Origin of the sequence: Halorubrum sp. AD140, assembly GCF_034497445.1 — an archaeon.
Classification (GTDB): domain Archaea; phylum Halobacteriota; class Halobacteria; order Halobacteriales; family Haloferacaceae; genus Halorubrum.
Map to the genome: position 1 here is coordinate 1 of NZ_JAXRUU010000038.1, position 23584 is coordinate 23584.

A 23584-nucleotide genomic window follows, 5' to 3' on the forward strand; every position below is an offset into this window, starting at 1 on the left:
GCCGTGCTGGTCGTGAGCGCGACCGAGGACGTCCCGCAGGCCCAGACGGAGGAGCACCTGATGGCGCTCGACCTCATCGGCATCGAGAACGTCGTCATCGCGCAGAACAAGGTCGACCTGGTCGACCGCGACCGCGCCGTCGACAACTACGAGCAGATCCAGGCGTTCGTCGAGGGAACTGTCGCGGAGGACGCGCCGATCGTCCCCGTCTCGGCCCAGCAGGAGGTCAACCTGGACCTCCTCATCGACGCGATCGAGACGGAGATCCCGACCCCGGACCGCGACCCCGGCGAGGACGCCCGGATGTACGCGGCGCGCTCGTTCGACATCAACCGCCCCGGCGCGACCGCGGCGGAGCTCAAGGGCGGCGTCGTGGGCGGCTCGCTCGTCAGCGGCGAGCTGTCGGTCGGTGACGGGCTGGAGATCCGCCCGGGCCGCGAGGTCGACGAGGAGGGCCAGACCGAGTGGCGTCCCCTCGAAACGACCGTTCGCTCGCTGCAGGCCGGCAGTCAGAACGTGGAGTCCGCGCACCCGGGGGGGCTGCTCGGCGTCGGGACCGGGCTCGACCCGAGCCTGACGAAGGGCGACGCGCTCGCCGGACAGGTCGCCGGCGAGCCCGGCACGCTCCCGCCGACCCGCAACGAGTTCGAGATGCAGGTCGACCTGCTCGACCGCGTCATCGGCAGCGAGGAGGGCGACGGCGGCGAGGTCGAGGAGATCAGCACCGGCGAACCGCTGATGCTCACGGTCGGCACCGCGACGACGGTCGGCGCGGTGACGAGCGCGCGCGACGGCGAGTGCGAGGTGCGCCTCAAGCGACCCGTCTGCGCGGAGGAAGGCGCACAGATCGCGATCAACCGGCGCGTCGGCGCGCGCTGGCGGCTCATCGGCGTCGGGACGCTCTCGTAGCGTGACCGACGGCGCCCGCGCGGACGGCCCGGAGTCGACCCGAGCGGGCGACGCCCGTGGCGGGGGGCTCGCGGACGACGGTCCCGACGGCGCCCCGATCGTCGCGCTCGACGCGAGCGCGCTGATGGCGCCGGTCGAGGCGAACCTGCGGCTGTTCGAGGAGCTCGACCGGCTCCTCGGCGCCTACGAGGCCGTCGTCCCGACCGCGGTCCTGTCGGAGCTCGACCGGCTGCAGGGCGGGAACGGCGAGGCGGCGACCGCGGCGAGCGTGGGCGCGGACCTCGCGGCGCGGGCGGAGACGGTGGAAACGGCAGAATCGTACGCCGACGACGCGTTAGTCGAGCTGGTCACCGAGGGCCGGGTCGACGGCGTCGTCACCAACGATCGACCGCTGGCGAACCGGGTGCTGGAGGCGGGCGCACCAGTAATCGGTTTAAGGGGTCGGAACGCACTGGCGATAACGGAACCCTAGCGGACGCGGACAACCAATCATGTACAAACGAGTTCGACTCAAGGATACGGTCGAGGTACCGCCGAAACACCTGGCGGACGTCACCGACGAACGGGTGAAGGCCCTGCTGCAGGACAAGCTGGAAGGACGAATGGACGAGGACGTGGGCAGCGTCGTCAGCGTCATCGAGGTCCACGACATCGGCGACGGCGCGGTGTTACACAACCGTCCCGGCGTCTACTACGAGGCCGAGTTCGACGCGCTGACGTACGATCCGGACATGCAGGAGGTCGCCGACGGCACGGTCGTCGAGACCGTCGAGTTCGGCGCCTTCGTCGGGATCGGCCCCGTCGACGGACTGCTCCACGTCTCGCAGATCACCGACGAGTACCTCACGTTCGACGGGGCGAATCAGCAGCTCGCCTCCTCGGACTCAGACAAGACCCTCGGCGTCGACGACGCCGTCCGGGTCCGGATCGTGACGAAGAGCATCGACGAGCGCAACCCGCGCGACTCGAAGATCGGGCTCACGGCCAAGCAGCCGGGGCTCGGGAAACACGAGTGGCTGGAGGGGAAACGCCTCCACCGCGAACAGACCGGTGAGGAGGCCGACTGATGGCGGAGGACCGCCTCGCCTGCCGTGAGTGCCACCACGTCAACGACCCCGACTCGCAGACCTGCGAGCACTGCGGGTCCTCGTCGCTGACGGAGGACTGGGCGGGCTACGTCATCATCACGAAGCCGGAGGAGAGCCAGATCGCCGAGGAGATGAACGTCACGAAGGCCGGCTCGTACGCGCTGAAGGTCCGGTAACCCTACCGTCGCGGCCGATCTACTGACTCAACACCCATGCTCACGCTTCCAGACTCCCTGCGCGACGCGTTCAAGGAGCCGCTCGGCCCGGTGACGACCGACGCGGAGGAGCTGCTCGCGGACGCGGCGGAGACCCGCGGCGAGCGAGTCGCGCCCGACGCCCCCGTCATCTCGGTGGGTGACGTGGTCACGTACCACCTGCGGGAGGCCGGCCGCGTCCCCGACGTCGCGCTGATCGACGGAAAGACCGAGCGCGAGGCGGTTGATCCGGAGATCGAGGAGGCGCTCGCGGCCGCGAACGACCGTCGGATTTCCGTGGAGAACCCCGCCGCGTCGCTGTCGGCGGCGCTGCTCGAGGCGCTCAGCGATGCGCTCTCTGACGTCGATCCGGTCATCATCGAGGTGACGGGCGAGGAGGACCTGGCCGCCCTCCCCGCTATCCTCGCTGCGCCGGACGGCGCGAGCGTCGTCTACGGCCAGCCCGGCGAGGGGATGGTCCGGGTCGCGGTCACGCCGGAGTCCCGAGAGGAGGCGCGAGAGCTGTTCGAGGCGCTCGACGGCGACGTCGAGGCGGCCTACAAGGCGCTCGGTCGCGTCCCCGACGGAGACCGGTGAGATCCCGGCGGAGACCGCCGAACGCTCGGTGCCGACGACACCCCCGCTTCGAAATCCTTTTACAGCTTTCGGGGGGATATACCCCTAACTGAACCATGGACGTCGATATCATCTCCGAGGAGGAGAACCCGATGTTGCACCGCACGGACATCCGATTCGAGACGACCCACGAGGAGGCGACGCCCTCCCGCCTGTCGGTCCGGGACTCGCTCGCGGCCAAGCTGGACAAGGCCTCCGAGGAGGTCGTCGTCCACGAGCTGGACACGAAGTTCGGCATGCGCAAGACGGTCGGCTACGCGAAGGTGTACGACAGCGCCGAGGACGCGCTCGACGTCGAACAGGAGTACATGCTCGAACGCAACAAGATCGGCGACGAGGTCGACGCGGACGCCGAAGAGGCCTAACGCCGCGCCGGATGCGCGTTCTCGGCATCGAAGGGACCGCGTGGTGCGCCAGCGCCGCGCTGTACGACGCCGAGACCGACGCCGTTCTCATCGAGTCCGACCCGTACGAGCCGGACAGCGGCGGCATTCACCCGCGCGAGGCCGCCGAGCACATGTCCGAGGCGATCCCCGAGGTCGTCGACGCGGTCCTGACCGCCGCCGAGGCCGAGCACGGGTCGGACGCGGTCGACGCGGTCGCCTTCTCGAAGGGGCCCGGGCTCGGGCCCTGTCTCCGGACCGTCGGCACGGCCGCGCGGGCGCTCGCGGGGACGCTCGGTGTCCCCCTCGTCGGCGTCAACCACATGGTGGCGCACCTGGAGATCGGCCGCCACCGGTCCGGCTTCGAGAACCCGGTGTGTCTGAACGCCTCCGGCGCGAACGCGCACCTGCTCGGCTACCACGACGGTCGCTACCGCGTCCTCGGCGAGACGATGGACGCCGGCGTCGGCAACGCGATCGACAAGTTCACGCGCCACATCGGCTGGGACCACCCGGGCGGGCCGAAGGTCGAGGCCGCGGCCGCGGAGGCGGCCGCCGAGCGCGACCCCGACGCCGAGCTGCTGGACCTGCCGTACGTCGTCAAGGGGATGGACTTCTCCTTCTCCGGGATCAGCTCCGCCGCCAACGACGCGTTCGACGACGGCGTTCCGGTCGAGGAGATCTGTTTCTCGCTACAGGAGCACGTGTTCGCGATGCTGACGGAGGTCTCGGAGCGGGCGCTCTCGCTGACGGGCGCCGACGAGCTCGTCCTCGGCGGCGGCGTCGCGCAGAACGACCGGCTCCGCGAGATGCTGGCGACGATGTGCGCGGCCCGCGGCGCCGACTTCCACGCCCCGGAGCCGCGGTTCCTCCGCGACAACGCGGGGATGATCGCCGTGTTGGGCGCGAAGATGGCCGCGGCGGGCGACACGCTCCCGATCGCCGAGTCAGCGATCGACCCGAACTTCCGGCCGGACCAGGTCCCCGTGACGTGGCGCGCAGGCGACGTGTCTATCGTCCGCGCGAGGGACGACCGGGAGCGGTACGGGGAGGGCGAAGCGCGGCACGGGAGCGACGCGGCCCGACGGGGCGCGGAGGCGACCGTGGAGGTCGTGGCGGCCGACGAGGGCGAGGACGCTGCCGCGGGCGACGCCCGCCGCGTGGTCAAGCGTCGCGTGCCCAAGCGGTACCGCCACCCCGAACTGGACCGGACGCTCCGGCGGGACCGGACCGTCGCCGAGGCGCGCCTGACGAGCGAGGCGCGGCGGGCCGGCGTCCCGACGCCGCTGGTGTGCGACGTCGACGTGCCGGCGGCGACGCTGACGCTCCAGCACGTCGGCGACCGCGACCTCGCCGCCGACCTCGCCGAGGGGTGGACGGCCGCGGTCGGCCGCCACCTCGCGCGGCTCCACGGGGTGGGGATCGTCCACGGCGATCCGACGACGCGAAACGTCCGGATCGAACGTCGGGAAGAAGGGGCCGCGCGGACGACGCTCATCGACTTCGGGCTCGCCTACCACAGCGGCCACGTCGAAGACCACGCGATGGACCTCCACGTGTTCGAGGGGTCGGTGCGCGCGACGGCGACCGACCCGGATCCGTTGATCGCGGCGTTCGAGGCCGGCTACGGGGACGCCGGCGGAGAGGCGGCCGGCGCCGTCCTCGATCGGCTCCGCGATGTCGAGGGACGCGGTCGGTACCGGTAGCGGTCCGGGTCGCGGACTCGGAATCGGGGTCTGGTCGCCGAGAGACGACGCAGCCGTCGCCGGGACCGAAGCGCAGCGTCTGGTCCCGCCACGATTTATGGTCCTGGCGGGCGACGTACCGGTATGGCAGACAAACCGTCGTCCGGAGAGATACTCGGGATCCCGTACAATTTCGAGCGACCGAGCCTCGGTCGGCTGCTGTCGTCGTACTGGCAGCCAGGCAAGGGGATGCTCGTCGAGAAGCCGTTCGGCATCGGCTACACGCTGAACCTCGCCAACTGGCGGTCGTGGATCGTCCTCGCGGTCGCGGGCGGACTCTACTACCAGCAGACGCAGTCCGGCGCCGCCGCGGGGGCGAGCGACGCCGACCTCGACGCGGATGAGGACGACGGCCCCGTGGAAGTGATCGTCGAGGACGACTGAGCGCGCTTCGGGCGAGCCGGTTCTCGCGTCCGATTCCTGGACGGATTATTTTAAGTAAGGGGCCGTCGTAGACAGGTCAATGAACGTTCAGTTCGAGTGCTCGTGCTCGGAGGAGATCTCCGAGTTCACGCGCGGGCAGACGAGCCGCGGCGTCCACGTCGAGTGTGGGAACTGCGGAGCGGTGTACGCGGTGACGATCACGGAACTCGACTAGTCGGCCGACCGTCGCCCCGCGTTCTCCCCCCTCCGGAGCCCTCCGCCCGCTGGACGACGTCCGCCGAGTCGAAGCGGAGCCGAACCGTGGTCCCGTCGTCCGACGTCTCGAACCCGACGGTCCCCCCCTGCGTCTCGCACATCCACTTGACGAGCCAGAGCCCGATGCTGCTCGCGTGCGACAGCGGCGTCTCTCGCTCGGCGCGCAGCACCGCGCGCTCGTCCGGCGGGATCCCCGGTCCGTTGTCGCGAACCTCGAGGCAGGTGGTCGTCCCGTTCTCCTCGATCCGCGCGTCGATCCGCCGCGACGACTCGTCGTTGTGCGTGACGGCGTTCTCGAACACCTCGCGGATCGGGTACTCCACGGAGCGGTCGGCGCGGATCCACGCCTCTCCGGGCGCCTCCATCGTCACGGTCACGTCCGGGTCGTCGACGTCCGCGGCCGCCTCGCGGGCCGCGCTGACGAGGTCGATCCGCCCCGCGGGCGGATCGGGCGAGGTCTCCTCGATGACGCGCAGCTTCTCGCTTATCGCGACCACGTCGTCGGTCGTCCGTCGGATCGTTTCGAGACACTCCCGGCTCCGGTCGTCGTCGACACGGTCCGCGAGCAGGTCCGCGTAGCCCCGGATGACGTTGAGGTCGTTGCGGATGTTGTGTCGAAACACCCGGCTCAACACCTGGAGCTGCTGGTTCGACGTCTCGAGCTCCCGGCGGACCGTCTCCGCCTGACGGCGATGGTACGTCAGCGCGCCGTAGACGAACAGCGACGAGAGGGCGACGGCCGTCCAGCCGCCCGCGAGGCGAGCCGGCGACCACGCGGCTCCCCCTCCACCGACGAGCGAGGCGACTGCCACGTCGACCGCCGGCACGAGCAGGGCCCCCACACAGAGGTAGGCGAGCGCGAGGACGCGCGGCGAACGGTCGTAGAGGCGATTGACGGGAAATCCCATTTGAGTCGTTATAACCCTCAGACGGTCTCAGTCGGAAGTAACGACCACCTGCGGTGTCTTAAATCTGACCGCAGTCACCACTCCTTGCAGTTTGCACACACGACGTCGCCGTCGTCGATCCAGCGACGGGTGACTCGGTCTCCGCACCGGTCGCAGGCGGCGCCCGCCGAGCGCCACGCCGCGGTCGACGTGGCCGGCTCGACGTGAGTGCCGGTCGGGATCTCGTCGCTGACGGGAGAGCGGTCGCCGTCGGTGCCGACGGCCTCGCACTCGCTCTCGGCTCTCTCGCTCTCGGCCCCCTCGCTCTCGACCCCTTCATCGGCGGCGGGCGCGTCCGACGCGGCGAACTCGTCGAGCGAGCGGTCCTCGGGCATCTACGCCTCCCGGCGGAGCCGCGCCACGACGTAGTCGCGCTCCAGTTCGCCGAGGAACTCGCCGAGGCGCGGCCCCTGCGTGTCGTCGAAGAAGAGGCGGTAGCCGGCCGCGAAGAAGTCGCCGACATCGACGTCGTGCGCCCGCGCGGTCTCGTACATCTCCGCCTGGATCGCGTCGCCGTCGTGACCCGCGGCGACGAAGTCGGCGAGGTCGTCGAGCGCGGCGGCCACGTCGTCGTCGAACTCGGCGTCCGGCAGGTCGGTCTGGAGCCGGTAGTCGTACTCGTTCTCGGTGCGCTCGGCCCAGTTGCGCGCCTTCTCGACGCGGGCGAGCGCGGCCGCGACGACCTCCTCGGGGGCGTCCTCGGGGATGTGCCCCTCGTCGCGGGCGAGCCGTTCGCGGAAGTCCGGGTCGTCCACCATCCCGAGGACGGCGGCGAACGTGTACGGGAGCCGAACCGGCTTCTCCGCCGGCGGGTCGTCGGCGCGGTCGACGACGAACGGGTACGCGCGCTCGGCGAAGGCGGTCAGGTCCGCGTCGTCCACCTCCCCGAAGTACGCGCGCTCGAAGCGGTCGAACCGGTCGACGAGCTGGTCAAGCCGCTCGAGGTCGAGGTCGCGGGCCTTCTTCGGGTGGAGCGCGAAGAAGTACCGGAGCACTTCGGGCTCGAGCAGCTCCAGTAACTCCGGTACGGTGACGACGTTGCCGGCCGACGACGAGAGCGGCTCGCCGTTGAGCGTGAACCACTCGTACACCATCGGGACGGGCGGTTCGGTCCCGAGGACGTTGCGCGCGACGTCGACGCCGGAGGGCCACGACCCCTCCGCGTGGTCCTTCCCGAACGGCTCGAAGTCGACGCCGAGCACCTCCCACTGGCCGGGCCACTCCAGGCGCCAGGGGAGCTTCCCCTCGCGGAACGTCGCGGTCCCCTCGTGGCCGCAGCCCTCGATGACCTCGTCGCCGACCGCCATGTCGGTGCAGACGTAGTCGACGGTCTCGGCGTCGAGGTCGACCGACGTGACCGTCTCCGTGACCTTCCCGCACGCCGCACAGATCGGGTTGAAGGGGACGTACTCGTCGTCGACCTTGTCCTGGTACGTCGAGAGCACCTCGCGGACGCCCTCCAGGTCGGAGAGCACCGTTCGAGTCACGTCGTCGAACGCGCCGTCCGCGTACAGCTCCGTGTTCGAGACCATCTCGACGGGGACGCCCAGCCGGTCCGCGTCGGCCTTGAGCAGGGCGGCGAAGTGGGCCGCGTACGACTCGCGCTCGCCGAACGGGTCCGGGATGGCGGTGTACGGCTTCCCGAGGTTGCGGCCGAGAGCGCCCGCGTCCACCTCGCCGAGGCCGACGATCTCGCCGTCGGCGTTCGCCAGCTTCCGCGGGAGCTTCCGGAGGGGGTCCTTGTCGTCGGAAGTGAACACCTGTCGCACCTCGTGGCCGCGCTCGCGCAGCACCGCGGCGACGAAGTAGCCGCGCATGATCTCGTTGAAGTTACCGAGGTGAGCGACGCCGGAGGGAGAGACGCCCCCCTTGATCACGATCGGCTCGTCGGGGTCGCGCGCCTCGATCTCGTCGGCGACCACGTCGGCCCAGAAGGCGCGGAAGCCGGCGTCGCCCTCGGCGTCCTCGCCGGCGCCCGTTCCGTCGGCGGTCTCGTCCCCTCGCGCTCGCTCGGAGAGGATGTGCGGGGAGTCGTCGTGTGGCAAGTCGTCGCCGCTCATTCGCCCCTCGCGTCCGCCCAGTGGGCCGGCTCGTCGCTCCCGGTCGGGATCACGTCGGTGCCGGTGTGTTCCCCGCGGAGTACCGCGTCGACGACGGCGGCGGGGTCGGTCCCGTCGAGGACGATCGACCGGATCCCCGCTCGGTCGATCAGCTTCGCGGCCAGCAGGTCCACCGGCGCGGAGGCGCCGGCGTCCCGGCTCATCGGGAGCACGACGTCGACGAGCTCCGCCGGCGACATCGACTCGAACTGCGTCGCGTCCGGGTCGACGTTGGGGTCGGCGTCGTACACGCCGTCGGCGCTCGTCGCGTACACGAGGAGGTCGGCGTCGACGGACTCGGCGAACGCGGCGGCGACGGCGTCGGTCGTCTGGCCGGGGGTGACGCCGCCCATGACCGACACCTCTCCGCGCCGCAGCGCCGCCGCCGCCTCGTCGTACCCCGTCGCCGGCGAGAGGTTCGAGCGCCCGTCGAGCGCGGCGATCAGCAGTCGGGCGTTGAGCCGGGTGGTGCCGATGCCGAGCTGATCGAGCTCGACCTCGTTGGCGCCGAGGTCGCGCGCCGTCTCGATGTACTCTCGCGCGACGCCCCCGCCGCCGACGACGACGCCGGCCTCGCAGCCGCCGGCGGTCACGTGCTCGACCGCCTCGGCGTACGCGGCCACCCGGTCGGGGTCGAGGTCGGGCGCGAGCACGCTCCCGCCGATAGAAACGACGACTCTCATTACCGCCGCATACCCCTGTCGCGGTCTTAAGGATTATCAAGCCCGGACGCCGCGAAACCGCGAGCGGGCCGCGTCGCGGGCGAGCGCGGCGCGACGGCTCCCCGCTCGACGACCGACCGGCGGGAAACGCCTAAGCCGCTCGCACCCCGCCATCGGGTATGCAACCGATATCGATCGTCGGTCCGGGCGCCGCCGACCTCGCGGCCGCGCTCACCGATCTTCTCGACGGACGGGTCGCCGTCGTGACGAGCCCGGCAGACGCCTCCGGCGGCGACTCGGATACGAACGGCTCCGGGGACGCCGGTGCCACGGACGGCGGCGTGGCGGTCGGAGACCGGGCGGATCGCGTCGGACTCGACGGTGACACCGCGATCGCGCTCGGCGCCGACGGCGAGTGGACCGGCCGCGGGAGCGTCGACGGCCTCGACGACCTCCTCGACGGTCTCGCGCCCGATCACGACTACCTCGTGGCGGTCGGCGAGTCCCGGCTGCGCGTTCCGACGGTCTTGCTGGGAGCGGACGCGGACCCGGACGACGTCCCCGGGACGGTGATCGCCGCGGCGGACGCACCGGGAGAGATCGACCTCGACCGCCTCGTCGCCGCCGTCGACGCCGCGGAACCGTGGATCACGCGAGAGACGCTCGTGCGGCGGGTCGAGGGGTCCGCCGACGCGGACCGCGCGGGCGCGATCGCGACGTTCACCGGGCGGGTCCGGGCGCGGGACGCCCCCGACGACGACCGCACGACGCACCTCGCTTTCGAGAAGTACGAGGGGGTCGCCGCCGAGCGCATGGACGCCATCGCGACGGAACTAACCGAGCGCGACGGCGTGTTCGACGTCCGGATGCACCACCGGACCGGAGTGATCGAGGCGGGAGAGGACATCGTCTTCGTCGTCGTCCTCGCGGGCCATCGGCGGGAGGCATTCCGCGCGGTCGAAGACGGGATCGACCGGCTGAAAGACGAGGTCCCGATCTTCAAGAAGGAGGCCACGGAGGCCGAGGAGTTCTGGGTCCACCGACGCGAGTGACCGGCGGATCCCCGTCCGTTTCACCCAGGTCCGACGCGGGGTTTCGGTCACCGTACCGTGCGCGCGCGTCCGAGAAGGCCGCAGCGGAGCCCCCAATTAGCGGAAACGTATGCCGGTAATCGCGCGACAGCCCGTTCGATCCGGAGGCGGCGGGGACACGATACCGGAGACTACAAAACTCCCTCAAAACGACGTATGAAATTTCTAAGCGTTTCTAAAACCGTTTTAAACGGTTCGTCTGACACCTTTCACCCGCCCCGTCTGACATGAAACGCCGTGAAAGCCGCTGAACACCGTCCAACGGTCTCCTCTTTATAACACCCTCCGAGGATAAGCGGGGAGTGTACCATGAGCGCGACTGCAAACCCCTCCACGAACGCGAACCCTACCGACGATCTCACCAAGGAAGAGCGGCTGAAGCGGTACCTGCTCGACCGCGCGCAGGACGGTGAGATGTACTTCAAGGGGAAGTTCATCGCCGACGACGTCGACCTCTCTCCGAAGGAGATCGGCGCCCTGATGGTGAAGCTCCGCGACTCCGCCACGGAGCTCACCGTCGAGAAGTGGTCGTACACGGGCGCGACGACCTGGCGCATCGAGCCGGCCTGAGACGTCGACGCACGGTCCACACTCCGACACAGTTCGCGAACCGCGCCCTCGGATCCCCGCACCCGCGGCGCGTCCCCGCTCGTCCTCCGCCGGCGTATCGTCACCCTACCGTTGGCTCCGGTCGACGCGGGGTTTATACTCGCCGACCAGCTACGACCGACGATGTCAGAACACGAGGACGGGGAGGCGTCGGCGGGATCCGACGTCCCGCGTCCGGAGCCGCTTCGGACGTTCTTCCGTGTGGAGGAAGTGCGTCAGGAAGGCGGGCGCGTTCGGTACGTCGGCGAGTCGTACGTCCCGGAGCGGACGCTGTTGCGGAAGCTGGTCCCGCCGTTTCGCGACGCGGGATACGACGTCGACCTCGAAGTCGTCGACGACGGACACGTCGTCGTCGCGACGCCGTTCGAGCACGGCCGGGAGGGCGTCCCGTGGCTCAACGTCCTCCTCTTCGCGGCGACGGTGTGCTCCACCCTGTTCGTCGGCGCCTACGGGTGGTACTACGTCGGGTGGGAGGAGATCGCGGCGAACCCCCTGACGATACTGCAGGCGTGGCCGTTCACCGCGGCCGTGCTCGGCGTGCTGATGACCCACGAGCTCGGCCACTACGCCGCCGGGCGGTACTACGGGGTCGACGTCTCGCTCCCGTACGTCATCCCGTTCGTCTTCCCGTTCGGCACGCTCGGGGCGGTCATCCGGATGCGCGGACGTCTCCCGTCTCGGAAGGTGTTGTTCGACATCGGCGCGGCCGGGCCGATCGCGGGGCTCGTCGCCACCGTTGCCGTCACGGCGATCGGGCTCTCGCTTGACCCCATCCGGGTCCCGGCCGACGTCGCGAACGCCTCGGGGACGATGATCCGATTCAACAACCCGCCCCTGCTGCAGATCATCGCCGACCTCGTCGGTCAGCCGACGGGGTACGACGACCCCACGCACACGACCAATCCGGTCGTCATCGGCGGCTGGGTCGGGATGTTCTTCACCCTGTTGAACCTCCTTCCCGTCGGCCAACTCGACGGCGGGCACATGGTCCGCGCGATGGTCGGTCCGCGACAGGAGACGATCGCGGCGCTCGTCCCGGGCGTCCTCTTTTCGATCGCCGCGTACCTCTACTTCGGGCGCGGACTCGGGATCGACGAGTCGGTCGGGCTGTGGGGGTTCTGGGGCGCGTTCGCGATCGTGATCGCCGCAAACGGGCCCGCGAACCCGGTCGACGAGGAGCGGATCGGCTGGCCGCGTCTTGCCGTCGGCCTCGCGACGTTCGCGCTCGGAGCGCTCTGTTTCCTGCTCGTCCCGATCCAGGTCGTTTCCGCCTGACTGCGGGCGGTCCCGAATCAGTCGTCGCGCCGCTGTTTCATCCCCTGTCTGGTGAACTGCGGTCTGGCCTTGATGCCGCGCCGCTTCCGGAACGAGCGGTAGAGCGCGACCGCGAGCGGGACGGCGAGCAGGAGGACGACCCCCGCCAGCCGCCACGCGTCGGCGAACGAGTAGAGGATCGTCGCGGAGAGGACGCCGACCGCGAGCAGCACCGAGTAGGCGATCCGCATCGCGAGCTTGTCGAGGACGTTCGAGTCGTCCTCGATCGTGACGTCGACGTGGAGGTCGCCGCGGTTCGCCCGCTCGAGGAAGTCGTCGGCCTTCGGCGGGACCGTGAACAGCGCCTCGGTGGTGCGCTGGACCTGTCGCCCGGCGTCCTCGGCGAGGTCGCGGGCGGTCTGCTCGTAGTACCCCTCGTCCTTGAGGTACTCCGTCGCCGTCGAGATGAAGTCGAAATCGGGGTCGAGGGTGACGCAGACCCCCTCGACGACGGTCGCGACGCGCAACACGAGCGCGAGGTCCGGGGGGAGCCGGAGGGGGAACTCGTAGATGGTCGACTCCACCTGCTCGATGATCTGATTCACCTGGTACTGCTCGATGTCCTCGCCGCTGGCGTCCGCGATGGCCAGCTCCATCACGTTGCCCATCACCTCGCGGTCCGCCTCCGGCGAGAGCGTCCCCATGTCGATCAGCGTGTCGAGGATGGCGCCGATGTCCTGCCGAGCGACGGCGACGTAGAACTCGACGATCTTCTCCTGGATGAACGGGTCCACGTGTCCGGCCATTCCGAAGTCGTAGAAGATCACGGCGCCGTCGTCGTCGACGGCGAGGTTCCCGGGGTGCGGGTCGGCGTGGAATACCCCGTCGTCGATGATCATCTGGAGGTACACCTCCTGGAGGGTCTCGGCGATCGCGTTGCGGTCGAACCCCGCGGCGTCGAGCTCGTCGAGCCGGTTGATCTTCACCCCCGGAACGTACTCCATCGTGAGCACACGCGGGCCGGAGGCCTCCTCGTAGGCGGTCGGAATCCGGATCCGGTCGTTGTCGGCGAAGTTGCCGCGGATCTCCTCGAGCATCTCGCGCTCGCGCTCGTAGTCCATCTCCTCGCGGATCGTCTTCGCGAACTCGTCGGCGAGGTTCTCAAGCGAGAACGCCCGCCCGCTCCCGGTGAATCGCTTGACGAGCGGGAGCGACCACCGGATCGTCCGGAGGTCGGCCTCGACGAGCGACTCGATCCCCGGCCGGCGGACCTTCACGGCGACCTCGTCTCCCCCGTAGCGGGCGGTGTACACCTGCCCGAGGCTGGCGCCGCTTATCGGGTCGCGGTCGAAGTCGTCGAACGTCTCGTCGACTGGACCGAGCTCGCTTTCCAACACGACTTTCGACTCCTCCCACGGGGCCGGGGGCACGTCGTCTTGGAGCCCCTCCAGCACCTCGATGTACGCCGGCGGGAGGATGTCCGGTCGCGTCGAGAGGATCTGACCGAGCTTGATGAACGTCGGACCGAGGGTGAGCAGGGTGTCGAGGAGGACCGCGGCACGCTCGCGCTGGGTCTCGGCGTCGACCTCGCGGCTCCCGCCGAACAGGAGGAACCGCTTCCGGTCCCGCCAGTAGGCGAGGATCAGCGGCGAGAACCGCCGGATGACCACGAAGAACCGCCAGTAGGCGCGAAGGGTGACCAGCGTGACCACCCGTCAGGCGTCGATTTCGTCGGGGCCGTCGCCGGTGTCGTCGCCGCCGTCGCCGTCGTCGACCGGAATGGAGCGGGAGGCGTCGCCGGTCCTCTTCGGAATCGTGACTTCCAGGACGCCGCGGTCCATCTCGGCGTCCGCGCCGCTCCCGTCGGCGTCGCTCGGCAGCGGAAGCTCGGCGTCGAGGAACAGCGGGCGGTCCTCGCGGACGTAGCGGAACCCCTCGGGAACGCTCTTGTCGCGGCGCCCCTCGATGACGATCCGGCCGTCCTCGGCGAGGACCTCGGTCGTCTCCGCGGTCGCGCCGGGGAGGTCGACGACGAGGACGTACCCGTCGTCGGACTCGAGCAGATCCGCGAACACCGCGTCCGGGAGATCCCGGAGCGCGTCACGTAGCGCTGACATGGACGCGGGTACGGTCGCCGCGGCGAAAAAGGTGTGGAAAGGGGGACTCGACGGGTGGTCGGCGGCTCAGTCGTCGCGGTCGAAGTCCAGGTCGAGGTCGTTGATGTCCTGTCCCTGCGACTCGCCCGGGAGGATGTCGCCGAGGCTCGCGCCGAACGCCGCCCCGGCCCAGACGACCGCCACGCGCGAGACCCGTTCGAGCGTCGTCGGGTCGCCCTCGTGGAGCCGTCCCCAGAGGAACAGCATGAACACGGACGTGAAAAGCGAGACGAGCAGGATCCCGGCGTATCGGCGCGGGATGAGCCCGAAGATCGGGTGGCTGATCTCGATCTGCCGGAAGTCGGCGAAGTACAGCAGCCCGGCGGTCATCACCAGCACGAACGCGACGTGCGCGAGCAGGAAGACGGGAACGCCGCCGGGCGTCACCGCGGCGAACCACGCCGCGATCTCGAAGACGCCGCCCTCGACGAGGAGCGGGAGCGCGAAGAGCACCGCGCCCACGAACGCCTCGGCCATGTCCCGCGAGGTGTACTTCGTGATCCGGATCCTGAACGCCGCGCTCCCGGGCATCCGCTCGACGAGCGAGATGGTCTGGCGCACCTTCTCGCGCTCGTCCTCCGCGTCGACGGTGTCGCTCAGGGCGTCGAGCTTCGCGAGGAGGTCGTTGATGTCGGGGTTCTCGGGGGACTGCGAGCCGTTTGGAGTGACGTCCTCGCCCGCGCCGTCTGTCCGGCCCGCCGATCGGTCTGCGTCGGGAGGCGGATTCGGTCCGAGGGGCCGTCGCCCCGCCTCGTCGCCGTCCATTGCCGATCGGTCGACGCGGACGTCGCAAAAGCGTATCGGCGGCCGCTTCGCTCGCCGGCGCGGCGAACGGTTTATATATTGCGGGATGGTAACACGCACCACGAGGTGAGTACCGACGACATCGAAGACCAGATCACCAGCTGCCGACCGTCGAGCGGTACCGCGCGGCCTTGACACCCTCTCCGCGCTGAAGCGCGAGGCGTTCTCCTCGATTCTCCGTAACCGTCCGATCCACTCGTTTCGGAGCGGGGCGTACCCCCTCGAAGTGACCCTCGCGTCCCGTGGTTTCGGGACTCCGGCCTCGCCGCTGCGAGCCCCGCACCCGTCATTTCATCCCGAGCGACGCGCGAGGAACGACGAGACCGCCGCGTTGAACGCCGCGGGGCGTTCGAGCATCGCGAGGTGTGCGGCGCCCTCGATCGTCGCGCGCTCGCAGTCGCCGATCCGGTCGGCGAGGTAGTCGTGGTACTCGGGGGGCGTGAGCGCGTCGTGTTCGCCCACGACCGCCAGCGACGGCGCCGCGACCTCGTCGAGCCGGTCGCGGACGTCGAACGCGTGGCACGTCCGAAAGTCCCGCTCGGTGACCGTACGGCCGCACTCGCGCATGCCGGCGCGCGAGAGGTCGACGTACTCCGCGGGCGCGTCGTGAAACAGCCGGTCGGGCTCGTGGAGCAGGTCGATCGCCCGGTCGAAGTCGGTCGCGAGCGCGTCCATCAGCGGCTCGGCGACCGCGAGCTTCGCGCCCGTGCCCGCGAGGACCAGCCCGTCGAGCGCGAGGTCGCGGTCCAGCGCGACCCGCAGCGCCACGGCGCCGCCCAGCGAGTTGCCGCAGAGAACGGTCGCGTCCGTCGCGGCCGCGACCGCGGCGACGTCGTCCGCGTAGGCGCCGAGCGTCTCGGGGCCGGCCGGCGCGTCCACGTCGTCGCTGTCGCCGTGGCCGGACAGGTCGAGCGCGACGGTCGGAAATCGGTCGCTCAGGCGCGCCTGGGCCTTCCAGACGTCCCTGCTCCCGCCGCTCCCGTGGACGAAACACACCGTCGGCCCGTCGCCGCCTCGGTCGGAGACCCGATACGCGGTGTCGCGGCCGTCGTGGGTGACCCGCTCCATACGTCGTCCTCCTGCGCGACGCGTGATAAATACGTCCGGCGGACGAACAGGACCGACGGACGCGCAGGACTGACGCACGAACGGGACCGGCAGACGATGGGACTGACGCACGAACGGGACCGGCAGACGATGGGACTGACGGGTGGGAGCGATCGGCCGGCGACGGCGCCGGCAGACGCGAGGACGGTCGGCGTGCCGTCGCGTCACCACCTCGAACCGCAACACTACCACTATGTGTTCGAGGTCTCCCGTCATGCGATTTTTTACGACGAGTTTATATACTCTCGCGCCTAACTTGTGGTTAGCATGAACCAAAATCAGACCCGATCGACCGGCGACGGCGCGTTGCTCCGCCGGTACGAGTACGAGGACGGGTGGACCGTCGCCGTCGATCTGGGCGCCGCCGCCGCGGACGTGAGCGTCGATACGGTGGGCGAGACGGCGATCGTCGTGGTCGAGGGCGGCGACGAGCCGGTCGAGACGGAGTTCGAGCTCCCCGGACCGGCCGCGTCGACCGCGGTCGAGAACGGCGTCGTCACGATCGCGGGCGACACGGTCGCGGACGACACCGTGGAGGGTGAGCGATGAAACTCACCGTCAGACCTCTCAAGCAGAAGGACGCCGGGCGTCGGCTCGCGGCGATCGACCGCGTCGCGGCCGAGGAGCTGGGACTCTCCGGCGGCGACATCGTGCGTGTCGAGGGGGCGGACGGGGCCGCGATCGCCCGCGTCTGGCCCGGCTACCCCGAGGACGACGGCACGGGCGTCGTGCGCATCGACGGGCGGCTCCGCCAGGAGGCCAACGTCGGGATCGACGACCGCGTGACGGTCGAGTCCGTCGACGTCTCCCGGGCGGAGTCGGTCACGATCGCCTTCCCGAGCCAGCTCCGGGTGCGCGGGCAGATCGCTCCGTTCATCCGCGACAAGCTCTCCGGCCAGCCGGTGACCGAGGGCCAGACGATCCGCACGTCGATGGGCTTCGGCCTGATGGGCGGCCAGTCGCAGGCGGTGCCGATGAAGGTCGCCTCGACCACCCCCTCGGGGACTGTCGTCATCACCGACGACACCGAGATCGAGATCTCCGAGGTCCCCGCCGAGGAGCTGACCGGGCCGAGCGGGAGCGGCGACGGACCGAGCGACGGCCCGGACGTCGCCTACGAGGACATCGGGGGGCTCGACGACGAGCTCGAACAGGTCCGCGAGATGATCGAGCTGCCGATGCGGCACCCGGAGCTGTTCAAGCGGCTCGGCATCGACCCGCCGAAGGGCGTCCTCCTGCACGGTCCGCCGGGCACGGGGAAGACGCTGATCGCGAAGGCCGTCGCCAACGAGATCGACGCGAACTTCCACACGATCTCCGGCCCGGAGATCATGTCGAAGTACTACGGCGAGAGCGAGGAGCAGCTCCGTGACGTGTTCGAGGAGGCCTCGGAGGAGGCGCCCGCGATCATCTTCATGGACGAGCTCGACTCGATCGCGCCCAAGCGCGAGGAGGCCGGCGGCGACGTCGAACGGCGCGTCGTCGCCCAGCTCCTCTCGCTCATGGACGGGCTGGAGGAGCGCGGGGAGGTCGTCGTCATCGGCGCGACCAACCGCGTCGACGCCATCGACCCCGCGCTCCGGCGCGGCGGCCGCTTCGACCGCGAGATCGAGGTCGGCGTCCCCGACCGCGACGGCCGCAAGGAGATCCTGCAGGTCCACACGCGGAACATGCCGCTGGTCGAGGAGATCGACCTCGACGAGTACGCGGAGAACACCCACGGCTTCGTCGGGGCCGACCTCGAGTCGCTGGCGAAGGAGTCCGCGATGCACGCGCTGCGGCGGATCCGTCCCCAGCTCGACTTGGAGAGCGACGAGATCGACGCCGACGTGCTGAACTCCATCCAGGTCACCGAGGAGGACTTCAGGCAGGCGATAAAGGGCATCGAGCCCTCCGCGCTCCGCGAGGTGTTCGTCGAGGTCCCGGACGTCAGCTGGGACCAGGTCGGCGGCCTGGAGGAGACCAAAGAGCGCCTCCGCGAGACGATCCAGTGGCCGCTGGAGTACCCCGAGGTGTTCGAGGAGCTCGACATGCAGGCCGCCAAGGGCGTCCTGATGTACGGCCCGCCGGGCACGGGGAAGACCCTGCTCGCGAAGGCCGTCGCCAACGAGAGCGAGTCCAACTTCATCTCGATCAAGGGGCCGGAGCTGCTGAACAAGTACGTGGGCGAGTCCGAGAAGGGCGTCCGCGAGGTGTTCAGCAAAGCCCGCGAGAACGCGCCGACGATCGTGTTCTTCGACGAAATCGACTCGATCGCGACCGAGCGCGGCAAGAACTCCGGCGACTCCGGCGTCGGCGAGCGCGTCGTCTCCCAGCTGCTGACGGAGCTCGACGGGCTCGAGTCGCTGGAGGACGTCGTCGTCATCGCGACGACGAACCGCCCGGACCTCATCGACTCGGCGCTGCTCCGGCCCGGTCGCCTCGACCGCCACGTGCACGTGCCCGTCCCGGACGAGGAGGCCCGCCGGAAGATCCTGGAGGTCCACACCCGGAACAAGCCGCTGGCCGACGACGTCGACCTCGACGCGCTGGCCCGGAAGACCGAGGGCTACGTCGGCGCCGACATCGAGGCGGTCGCCCGCGAGGCGTCGATGAACGCCTCCCGGGAGTTCATCGCCAGCGTCTCGCGCGAGGAGGTGAGCGAGTCCGTCGGCAACGTCCGCGTGACGATGGCCCACTTCGAGGACGCGCTCGACAAGGTGAACCCGAGCGTCACCCCCGAGACGCGGGAGCGCTACGAGGAGATCGAAAAGCAGTTCAAGCGGTCGGAAGTCGACCGCACGGACGCCGAACCCGGCGCAGCGTTCCAGTAATCGGAGCGGCAGAGCGGCCGGCGGACCGGTCGAGACGCGGTTTTATTTAAATAAGTCCGAGCGTCGACAGCAGGAAGAACGCCGCGACGAGGACGATCCCGATCGTGACCAGCCGCCACGCGAGCTTCAGCACGAACTTGCCGACGATGATGACGAGCGCGACGGCGACGAGCGCGACGAGCAGCTGTCCCGCCTGACTGGCGAGGAGCCCGGCCTGAAGCGGCGGCGACGATGCCAACGCGGCGAGCGAAGCGGTCATGTCCGGGTCCACGGCCAGGCCGGGCATAAGCTTGTGGGGGCGAGACCGAGTGAAGCGGAAACGGAGCGGCGGCAGTTGTCAATTTTGATAGGTCCGTGGTAATAACTGCGCCCGCCGACGACGAGCGTTCACCGGCGCGTCGGTCTCGAACCCGGCCGCGCGCCGTCCTCCACGGGAAATCGCCGTCAAACGACCCCCCTTCTGTTCCGGTGGGACACCGCCTTCGTGTTGCGGTTTTCTCGGTGGAACATCAGTTTCACTCCGGTCTGGCTACGCTTATGTGTCCGGAGTACATTTCTTGTCGACGTACCGGAACCCAGCGTCAGACGCGCGGAACGGACGTTGCATAACGAATCGTACATGTATCCGCCTGTCGGGTCCGAACATCCGAACCTACAAGGGCCCGCCTCGCCAGTACACCAACACTACAGATGACCCATATCTCACGCCAACCGAGCGGGGTGGCCGTCGAATGAGCAGCGACGGCGTCGCCGCCGACGAACTCGAACTGCCGATCAAACGAACCACGGGCGAGACGATGGAGGAGCGGCTCACCGCCAACGCCTACCACAACATCCTGCCCGCGCGCTACCTCCGGAAGAACGCGGACGGCGAGCCGATCGAGGACCCCGAGGAGCTGTTCGACCGCGTCGCGCGCAACGTCGCGCTCGCGGAGGCGGTGTTCGAGGCCGAAAAACGGGGCGTCGAGGTCACGGTCACGCCCGACCAGCTGAAGCCCGACCACCCCCGGCGCGACGAGCTCGCCGCCGAGGTGTTCGGCGCGGGGACGACCGCCGAGGACGACGCGGAGACGGTCCTGACCGCGCACAACGTCAACAAGTTCGCGTACGACACCGTCGTCCCCGAGCTGCCCGAGAGCGTGCGCGACCACGTCGAGGCGACCGCGGACCGGTTCCGCGACGGGATGGAGCAGCTCTCCTTCATGCCGAACTCGCCGACCCTGATGAACGCGGGCGACGAGCTCCAGCAGCTCTCCGCCTGCTTCGTCGACTCCCCCGGCGACGACATCACCGACATCCACCAGACCGCAAAGGAGGCGGCGGAGGTGTTCCAGTCCGGCGGCGGCATGGGGTACGCGTTCTGGAAGCTCCGCCCCTACGGCGACTCCGTCGGCTCGACGGGCGGTATCGCCTCCGGACCGATCACGTTCATGCGGACGTTCGACCAGATGTGCGAGACGATCGCGCAGGGCGGCGCGCGCCGCGGCGCGCAGATGGGCGTCATGCGCGTCTCGCACCCGGACGTCATCCAGTTCATCCACTCGAAGAACAAGGACGTCTCGCTGGCGCACTCGCTGCGGCTCAACGACCCCGACGACTTCACGCACAACTCCTTCGCGGACGCGCTGGAGGAGGCCCGCGAACTCATCGACGAGGACGGCCGCGTCCCCGAGCACCTCCGGAACGCCGTCGAGGGCCACCTCTCGAACTTCAACATCAGCGTCGGCGTCACCGACGACTTCATGGAGGCGCTGTACAACGACGAGGAGTTCGTCTTCACCAACCCGCGCACGGAGGAGCCGCACGTCGCGACGCCGGAGACGAAGGAGATCTACGACATGTTCGGCCTCGGCGAGCACGTCGAGGTCGGCGAGGTGCTCTCGATCCCCGCACAGGAGCTGTGGGACGACATGATCGAGGGCGCTCACGAGAACGGCGAGCCGGGCGTCATCTACCTCGAGCGGGTGAACAAGGAGCACTCCTTCGACGTCGAGGAACACCCCGACCACCGGATCCTCGCGACGAACCCCTGCGGCGAGCAGCCGTTAGAGGAGTACGAGGCCTGTAACCTGGGTCACATCAACCTCTCGACGCTCGCGGCGCGGGACGCCCCTGACTGGCGCGTCTGGTCCGCGGAGCACGCTGACGAGTACGACTCACAGGAGGCCGCCATGTCGGCGTTCCTCGAGGAGGCGATCGACTTCGAGGAGTTCGACGAGCGGATCGACTACGGCACGCGCTTCCTCGAGAACGTCGTGACGATGTCGGACTTCCCGGTCGAGAAGATCGAACAGAAGGTACGGGACATGCGGAAGATCGGGCTGGGGATCATGGGGCTGGCGCAGCTGTACATCCAGCTGGGCATCCGGTACGGCACGGAGGAGGGCAACGAAGTCGCCCGCCAGCTGATGACCCACATCAACCACGAGTCGAAGCAGACCTCTCACGAGCTCGCACAGGAGCGCGACACGTTCAACGACTGGGAGGAGTCGAAGTACGCGAACCCCGCCGAGCACCGCGACTGGTTTGAACACTACACCGGGCTCGACGCGGACGAGTGGGCGGACGGCTTCCCGATCCGCAACCACAACACGACGACGATCGCTCCCACGGGCACGACGTCGATGATCGGGAACACCACCGGCGGCTGTGAGCCCATCTACAACGTCGCCTACTACAAGAACGTCTCCGACGACGTGCAGGGCGACGAGATGCTCGTCGAGTTCGACGACTACTTCCTCCGCACCTTAGAGGAGAACGACATCGACGTCGACGCGGTCAAGCTCGAGGCCCAAGAGCAGATGGCGGCCAACGAGTTCGACGGCGTCGACGGCTTGGAGACGGTGCCGGACGCGATCGGCGAGCTGTTCGTCGTCACCGGCGACCTCTCGGGCAAGCAGCACGCGGCGGTCCAGTGCGCCTGCCAGCAGGGCGTCGACTCCGCCATCTCGAAGACGTGTAACTTCCCGAACGACGCCACCGCCGAGGAGATGGAGGAGGTGTACCGCTACATCTACGACCACGGCGGGAAGGGCGTCACCGTCTACCGCGACGGCACCCGCTCGAAGCAGGTGCTCACGACGCGCGCGAAGAACACGGAGTTCGCCGACGAGAGCGAGGCGGCCGAGACGATCGTCGAGCAGATCGCCGAGGTGTTCGGCGGCATCGAGGCGTTCCTCGACAACGAGGACGTGCGACAGGCGGTCGACGCGGAGATCTCGGACCTGCTGGAGGCCAGCGACCGGTCCCGAATCGACTACAGCGAGCGCAGTCCGCGTCCCGACTCGTTGAACGGCGTCACCCAGCGGATCGAGACGGGGTACGGCAAGATGTACGTCACGATCAACGAGGACGAGAACGGGCTGCCGTTCGAGCTGTTCGCGAACATCGGCCACTCCGGCGGCTACACCAACTCCTTCACGGAGGCGCTCGCGAAGGTGATCTCGACGGCGCTCCGCTCGGGCGTCGACCCCGAGGAGATCGTCGACGAGCTGCAGGGCACCCGGAGCCCGAAGGTCGCCTGGGACAAGGGCGAGCAGATCCAGTCGATCCCGGACGCGATCGGCACGGCGCTCCGCCGGTACCTCGACGACGAGATCGACAAGGGGATCCCGCAACAGCAGAGCCTCGACGACGTCGAGCGCGACCTGGCGAGCGACCCCGCGAGCCAGACCGACGGCGGCGCGGTGGACGCCGACGCGGCGGCGGACGCCCCGACCGCGACCGGACCCGGGCCGGCGACCGACGACGACGCGGCGGCGGACGCCCCGACCGCGACCGGACCCGGGCCGGCGACCGACGACGACGCGGCGGACGCCGCCGACGCGATGCAGGAGCTCATCGCGGCGGGCGAGTCGCCCGAGTGTCCCGACTGCGGCGGGATGAACCTCTACTACTCCGAGGGCTGCAAGACGTGCGAGTCGTGCGGCTGGTCGGAGTGTTAGACGGGCGGAGACGACGGTAACGAGCGGTCGACGACGCGGCTTTTTTAAACCTGTTTGGACGCGGAGACGAGGGACATCGGGAGTGGATATTGCAGATCGGCGGTGGCGACGCTGTATTTAAAGAAACTGTGAATGGCGACGACAATCGCTTATAAAGAACCAGGACGGTCGGCGCGCCCCGGTGAGCGGCCCGAAGGGCCGCGAACCGACGGTGCGAGGGACGCGGCGAGCGAAGCGAGCCGCGAGGCTGGGGAGGCGTGAGGCTGCGGTGCTGTAGCGGGGCGGGACTCAAAGGGGCAGCCGTGAGGGCGGCGCACGCTCGCTGCGCTCCTCGCTCAGTCGCTATCGCTCCTTCACTGCGGTGCTTACGTCGCCTGCGCCGCCCTCACGGCTGGGGCTTTGGGAGTGTTCACCGCAACGCTGTCGTTTATTTATAAACATCCACAAGCAACACCACTCGTTCATTTATAAACATCCACTTCACAAACGTGCTATACCCACTCC

General features: G+C 69.3%; 24 protein-coding genes. 15 read left to right on the forward strand and 9 right to left on the reverse strand.

Going from position 1 to position 23584, the window contains the following annotated elements:
* The 9 genes from U4E84_RS10505 to U4E84_RS10545 form a co-directional block, all read left to right on the forward strand.
* Positions 1-909 (forward strand): translation initiation factor IF-2 subunit gamma (locus U4E84_RS10505; RefSeq protein WP_322532044.1); only part of this gene is annotated, 909 nt, incomplete at its 5' end.
* Position 910: 1 nt separating this feature from the next.
* Positions 911-1381, forward strand: a complete 471-nt coding sequence (locus U4E84_RS10510; protein WP_322532045.1) for a DUF188 domain-containing protein — start codon at positions 911-913, stop codon at positions 1379-1381.
* Positions 1382-1400: 19 nt separating this feature from the next.
* Entirely contained in the window at positions 1401-1976 is a 576-nt protein-coding gene (locus U4E84_RS10515; RefSeq protein WP_322532046.1) for a DNA-directed RNA polymerase, read from the forward strand.
* Complete coding sequence (gene spt4 / locus U4E84_RS10520) at positions 1976-2173, forward strand: transcription elongation factor subunit Spt4 (protein WP_008001262.1); 198 nt, start codon at positions 1976-1978, stop codon at positions 2171-2173. Before U4E84_RS10515 ends, spt4 begins: the two co-directional genes overlap by 1 nt.
* 36 nt (positions 2174-2209) lie before the next feature.
* Complete coding sequence (locus U4E84_RS10525) at positions 2210-2788, forward strand: GTP-dependent dephospho-CoA kinase family protein (protein WP_322532047.1); 579 nt, start codon at positions 2210-2212, stop codon at positions 2786-2788.
* A 95-nt stretch (positions 2789-2883) separates the two neighbouring features.
* On the forward strand, positions 2884-3192 hold the full coding sequence (locus U4E84_RS10530) for a 30S ribosomal protein S24e (protein ID WP_322532048.1): 309 nt from the start codon (positions 2884-2886) through the stop codon (positions 3190-3192).
* A gap of 11 nt (positions 3193-3203) precedes the next feature.
* Positions 3204-4916 (forward strand): bifunctional N(6)-L-threonylcarbamoyladenine synthase/serine/threonine protein kinase, encoded by a 1713-nt coding sequence (locus tag U4E84_RS10535; protein WP_322532049.1) that lies wholly within the window; start codon positions 3204-3206, stop codon positions 4914-4916.
* A gap of 123 nt (positions 4917-5039) precedes the next feature.
* A complete protein-coding gene (locus U4E84_RS10540) occupies positions 5040-5339 on the forward strand; it encodes a DUF5808 domain-containing protein (RefSeq protein ID WP_322532050.1) in 300 nt (99 codons plus the stop codon).
* 79 nt (positions 5340-5418) lie between these two features.
* Complete coding sequence (locus U4E84_RS10545) at positions 5419-5553, forward strand: hypothetical protein (RefSeq protein WP_322532051.1); 135 nt, start codon at positions 5419-5421, stop codon at positions 5551-5553.
* Here the strand turns inward: U4E84_RS10545 and U4E84_RS10550 are convergent.
* From U4E84_RS10550 to pyrH, 4 genes are all read right to left on the reverse strand, one after another.
* Positions 5537-6502, reverse strand: coding sequence for a HAMP domain-containing sensor histidine kinase (locus tag U4E84_RS10550; protein ID WP_322532052.1), 966 nt, complete (start codon positions 6500-6502; stop codon positions 5537-5539). The two genes, U4E84_RS10545 and U4E84_RS10550, sit on opposite strands and share 17 nt — an antisense overlap.
* Positions 6503-6576: 74 nt before the next feature.
* Positions 6577-6876, reverse strand: a complete 300-nt coding sequence (locus tag U4E84_RS10555; RefSeq protein ID WP_322532053.1) for a hypothetical protein — start codon at positions 6874-6876, stop codon at positions 6577-6579.
* Positions 6877-8601 (reverse strand): lysine--tRNA ligase, encoded by a 1725-nt coding sequence (gene lysS, locus U4E84_RS10560; protein ID WP_322532054.1) that lies wholly within the window; start codon positions 8599-8601, stop codon positions 6877-6879.
* Positions 8598-9323 carry a UMP kinase gene (gene pyrH / locus U4E84_RS10565; protein ID WP_322532055.1) on the reverse strand — a complete coding sequence of 242 codons (726 nt, stop codon included), beginning with the start codon at positions 9321-9323 and terminating at the stop codon, positions 8598-8600. The genes lysS and pyrH overlap by 4 nt, the downstream gene beginning before the upstream one ends.
* A gap of 158 nt (positions 9324-9481) precedes the next feature.
* Here pyrH and U4E84_RS10570 point away from each other — a divergent pair, with 158 nt between their 5' ends.
* The 3 genes from U4E84_RS10570 (at position 9482) to U4E84_RS10580 (ending at position 12277) form a co-directional block, all read left to right on the forward strand.
* A complete protein-coding gene (locus U4E84_RS10570) occupies positions 9482-10354 on the forward strand; it encodes a molybdopterin synthase (protein WP_322532056.1) in 873 nt (290 codons plus the stop codon).
* Positions 10355-10702: 348 nt separating this feature from the next.
* Positions 10703-10963 (forward strand): hypothetical protein, encoded by a 261-nt coding sequence (locus U4E84_RS10575; protein ID WP_322532057.1) that lies wholly within the window; start codon positions 10703-10705, stop codon positions 10961-10963.
* A gap of 162 nt (positions 10964-11125) precedes the next feature.
* Complete coding sequence (locus U4E84_RS10580) at positions 11126-12277, forward strand: site-2 protease family protein (RefSeq protein ID WP_322532058.1); 1152 nt, start codon at positions 11126-11128, stop codon at positions 12275-12277.
* Positions 12278-12294: 17 nt separating this feature from the next.
* Here U4E84_RS10580 and U4E84_RS10585 read toward each other — a convergent pair whose 3' ends face one another.
* The 4 genes from U4E84_RS10585 to U4E84_RS10600 all read right to left on the reverse strand — a co-directional run bounded on the left by U4E84_RS10585 (position 12295) and on the right by U4E84_RS10600 (position 16284).
* Positions 12295-13968, reverse strand: coding sequence for an AarF/ABC1/UbiB kinase family protein (locus U4E84_RS10585; RefSeq protein WP_322532059.1), 1674 nt, complete (start codon positions 13966-13968; stop codon positions 12295-12297).
* 3 nt (positions 13969-13971) lie between these two features.
* Entirely contained in the window at positions 13972-14373 is a 402-nt protein-coding gene (locus tag U4E84_RS10590; protein ID WP_322532060.1) for an Hsp20/alpha crystallin family protein, read from the reverse strand.
* Positions 14374-14439: 66 nt separating this feature from the next.
* Entirely contained in the window at positions 14440-15177 is a 738-nt protein-coding gene (locus U4E84_RS10595) for a DUF2391 domain-containing protein (protein WP_322532061.1), read from the reverse strand.
* Between the two features lie 330 nt (positions 15178-15507).
* On the reverse strand, positions 15508-16284 hold the full coding sequence (locus U4E84_RS10600; protein ID WP_322532062.1) for an alpha/beta hydrolase: 777 nt from the start codon (positions 16282-16284) through the stop codon (positions 15508-15510).
* A gap of 306 nt (positions 16285-16590) precedes the next feature.
* On the opposite strand from U4E84_RS10600, the gene U4E84_RS10605 reads away from it, so the two are divergent.
* Positions 16591-16872 carry an Hsp20/alpha crystallin family protein gene (locus U4E84_RS10605; RefSeq protein ID WP_322532063.1) on the forward strand — a complete coding sequence of 94 codons (282 nt, stop codon included), beginning with the start codon at positions 16591-16593 and terminating at the stop codon, positions 16870-16872.
* Positions 16869-19136: a CDC48 family AAA ATPase gene (locus U4E84_RS10610; protein WP_322532064.1), complete on the forward strand. Its 2268-nt coding sequence runs from the start codon at positions 16869-16871 to the stop codon at positions 19134-19136. Before U4E84_RS10605 ends, U4E84_RS10610 begins: the two co-directional genes overlap by 4 nt.
* A gap of 46 nt (positions 19137-19182) precedes the next feature.
* Here the strand turns inward: U4E84_RS10610 and U4E84_RS10615 are convergent, their stop codons facing one another.
* Entirely contained in the window at positions 19183-19422 is a 240-nt protein-coding gene (locus tag U4E84_RS10615; RefSeq protein WP_322532065.1) for a hypothetical protein, read from the reverse strand.
* A 445-nt stretch (positions 19423-19867) separates the two neighbouring features.
* Between U4E84_RS10615 and U4E84_RS10620 the strand changes: the two genes are divergently transcribed.
* Complete coding sequence (locus U4E84_RS10620) at positions 19868-23080, forward strand: adenosylcobalamin-dependent ribonucleoside-diphosphate reductase (protein ID WP_322532066.1); 3213 nt, start codon at positions 19868-19870, stop codon at positions 23078-23080.
* Positions 23081-23584 lie beyond the last annotated feature (504 nt).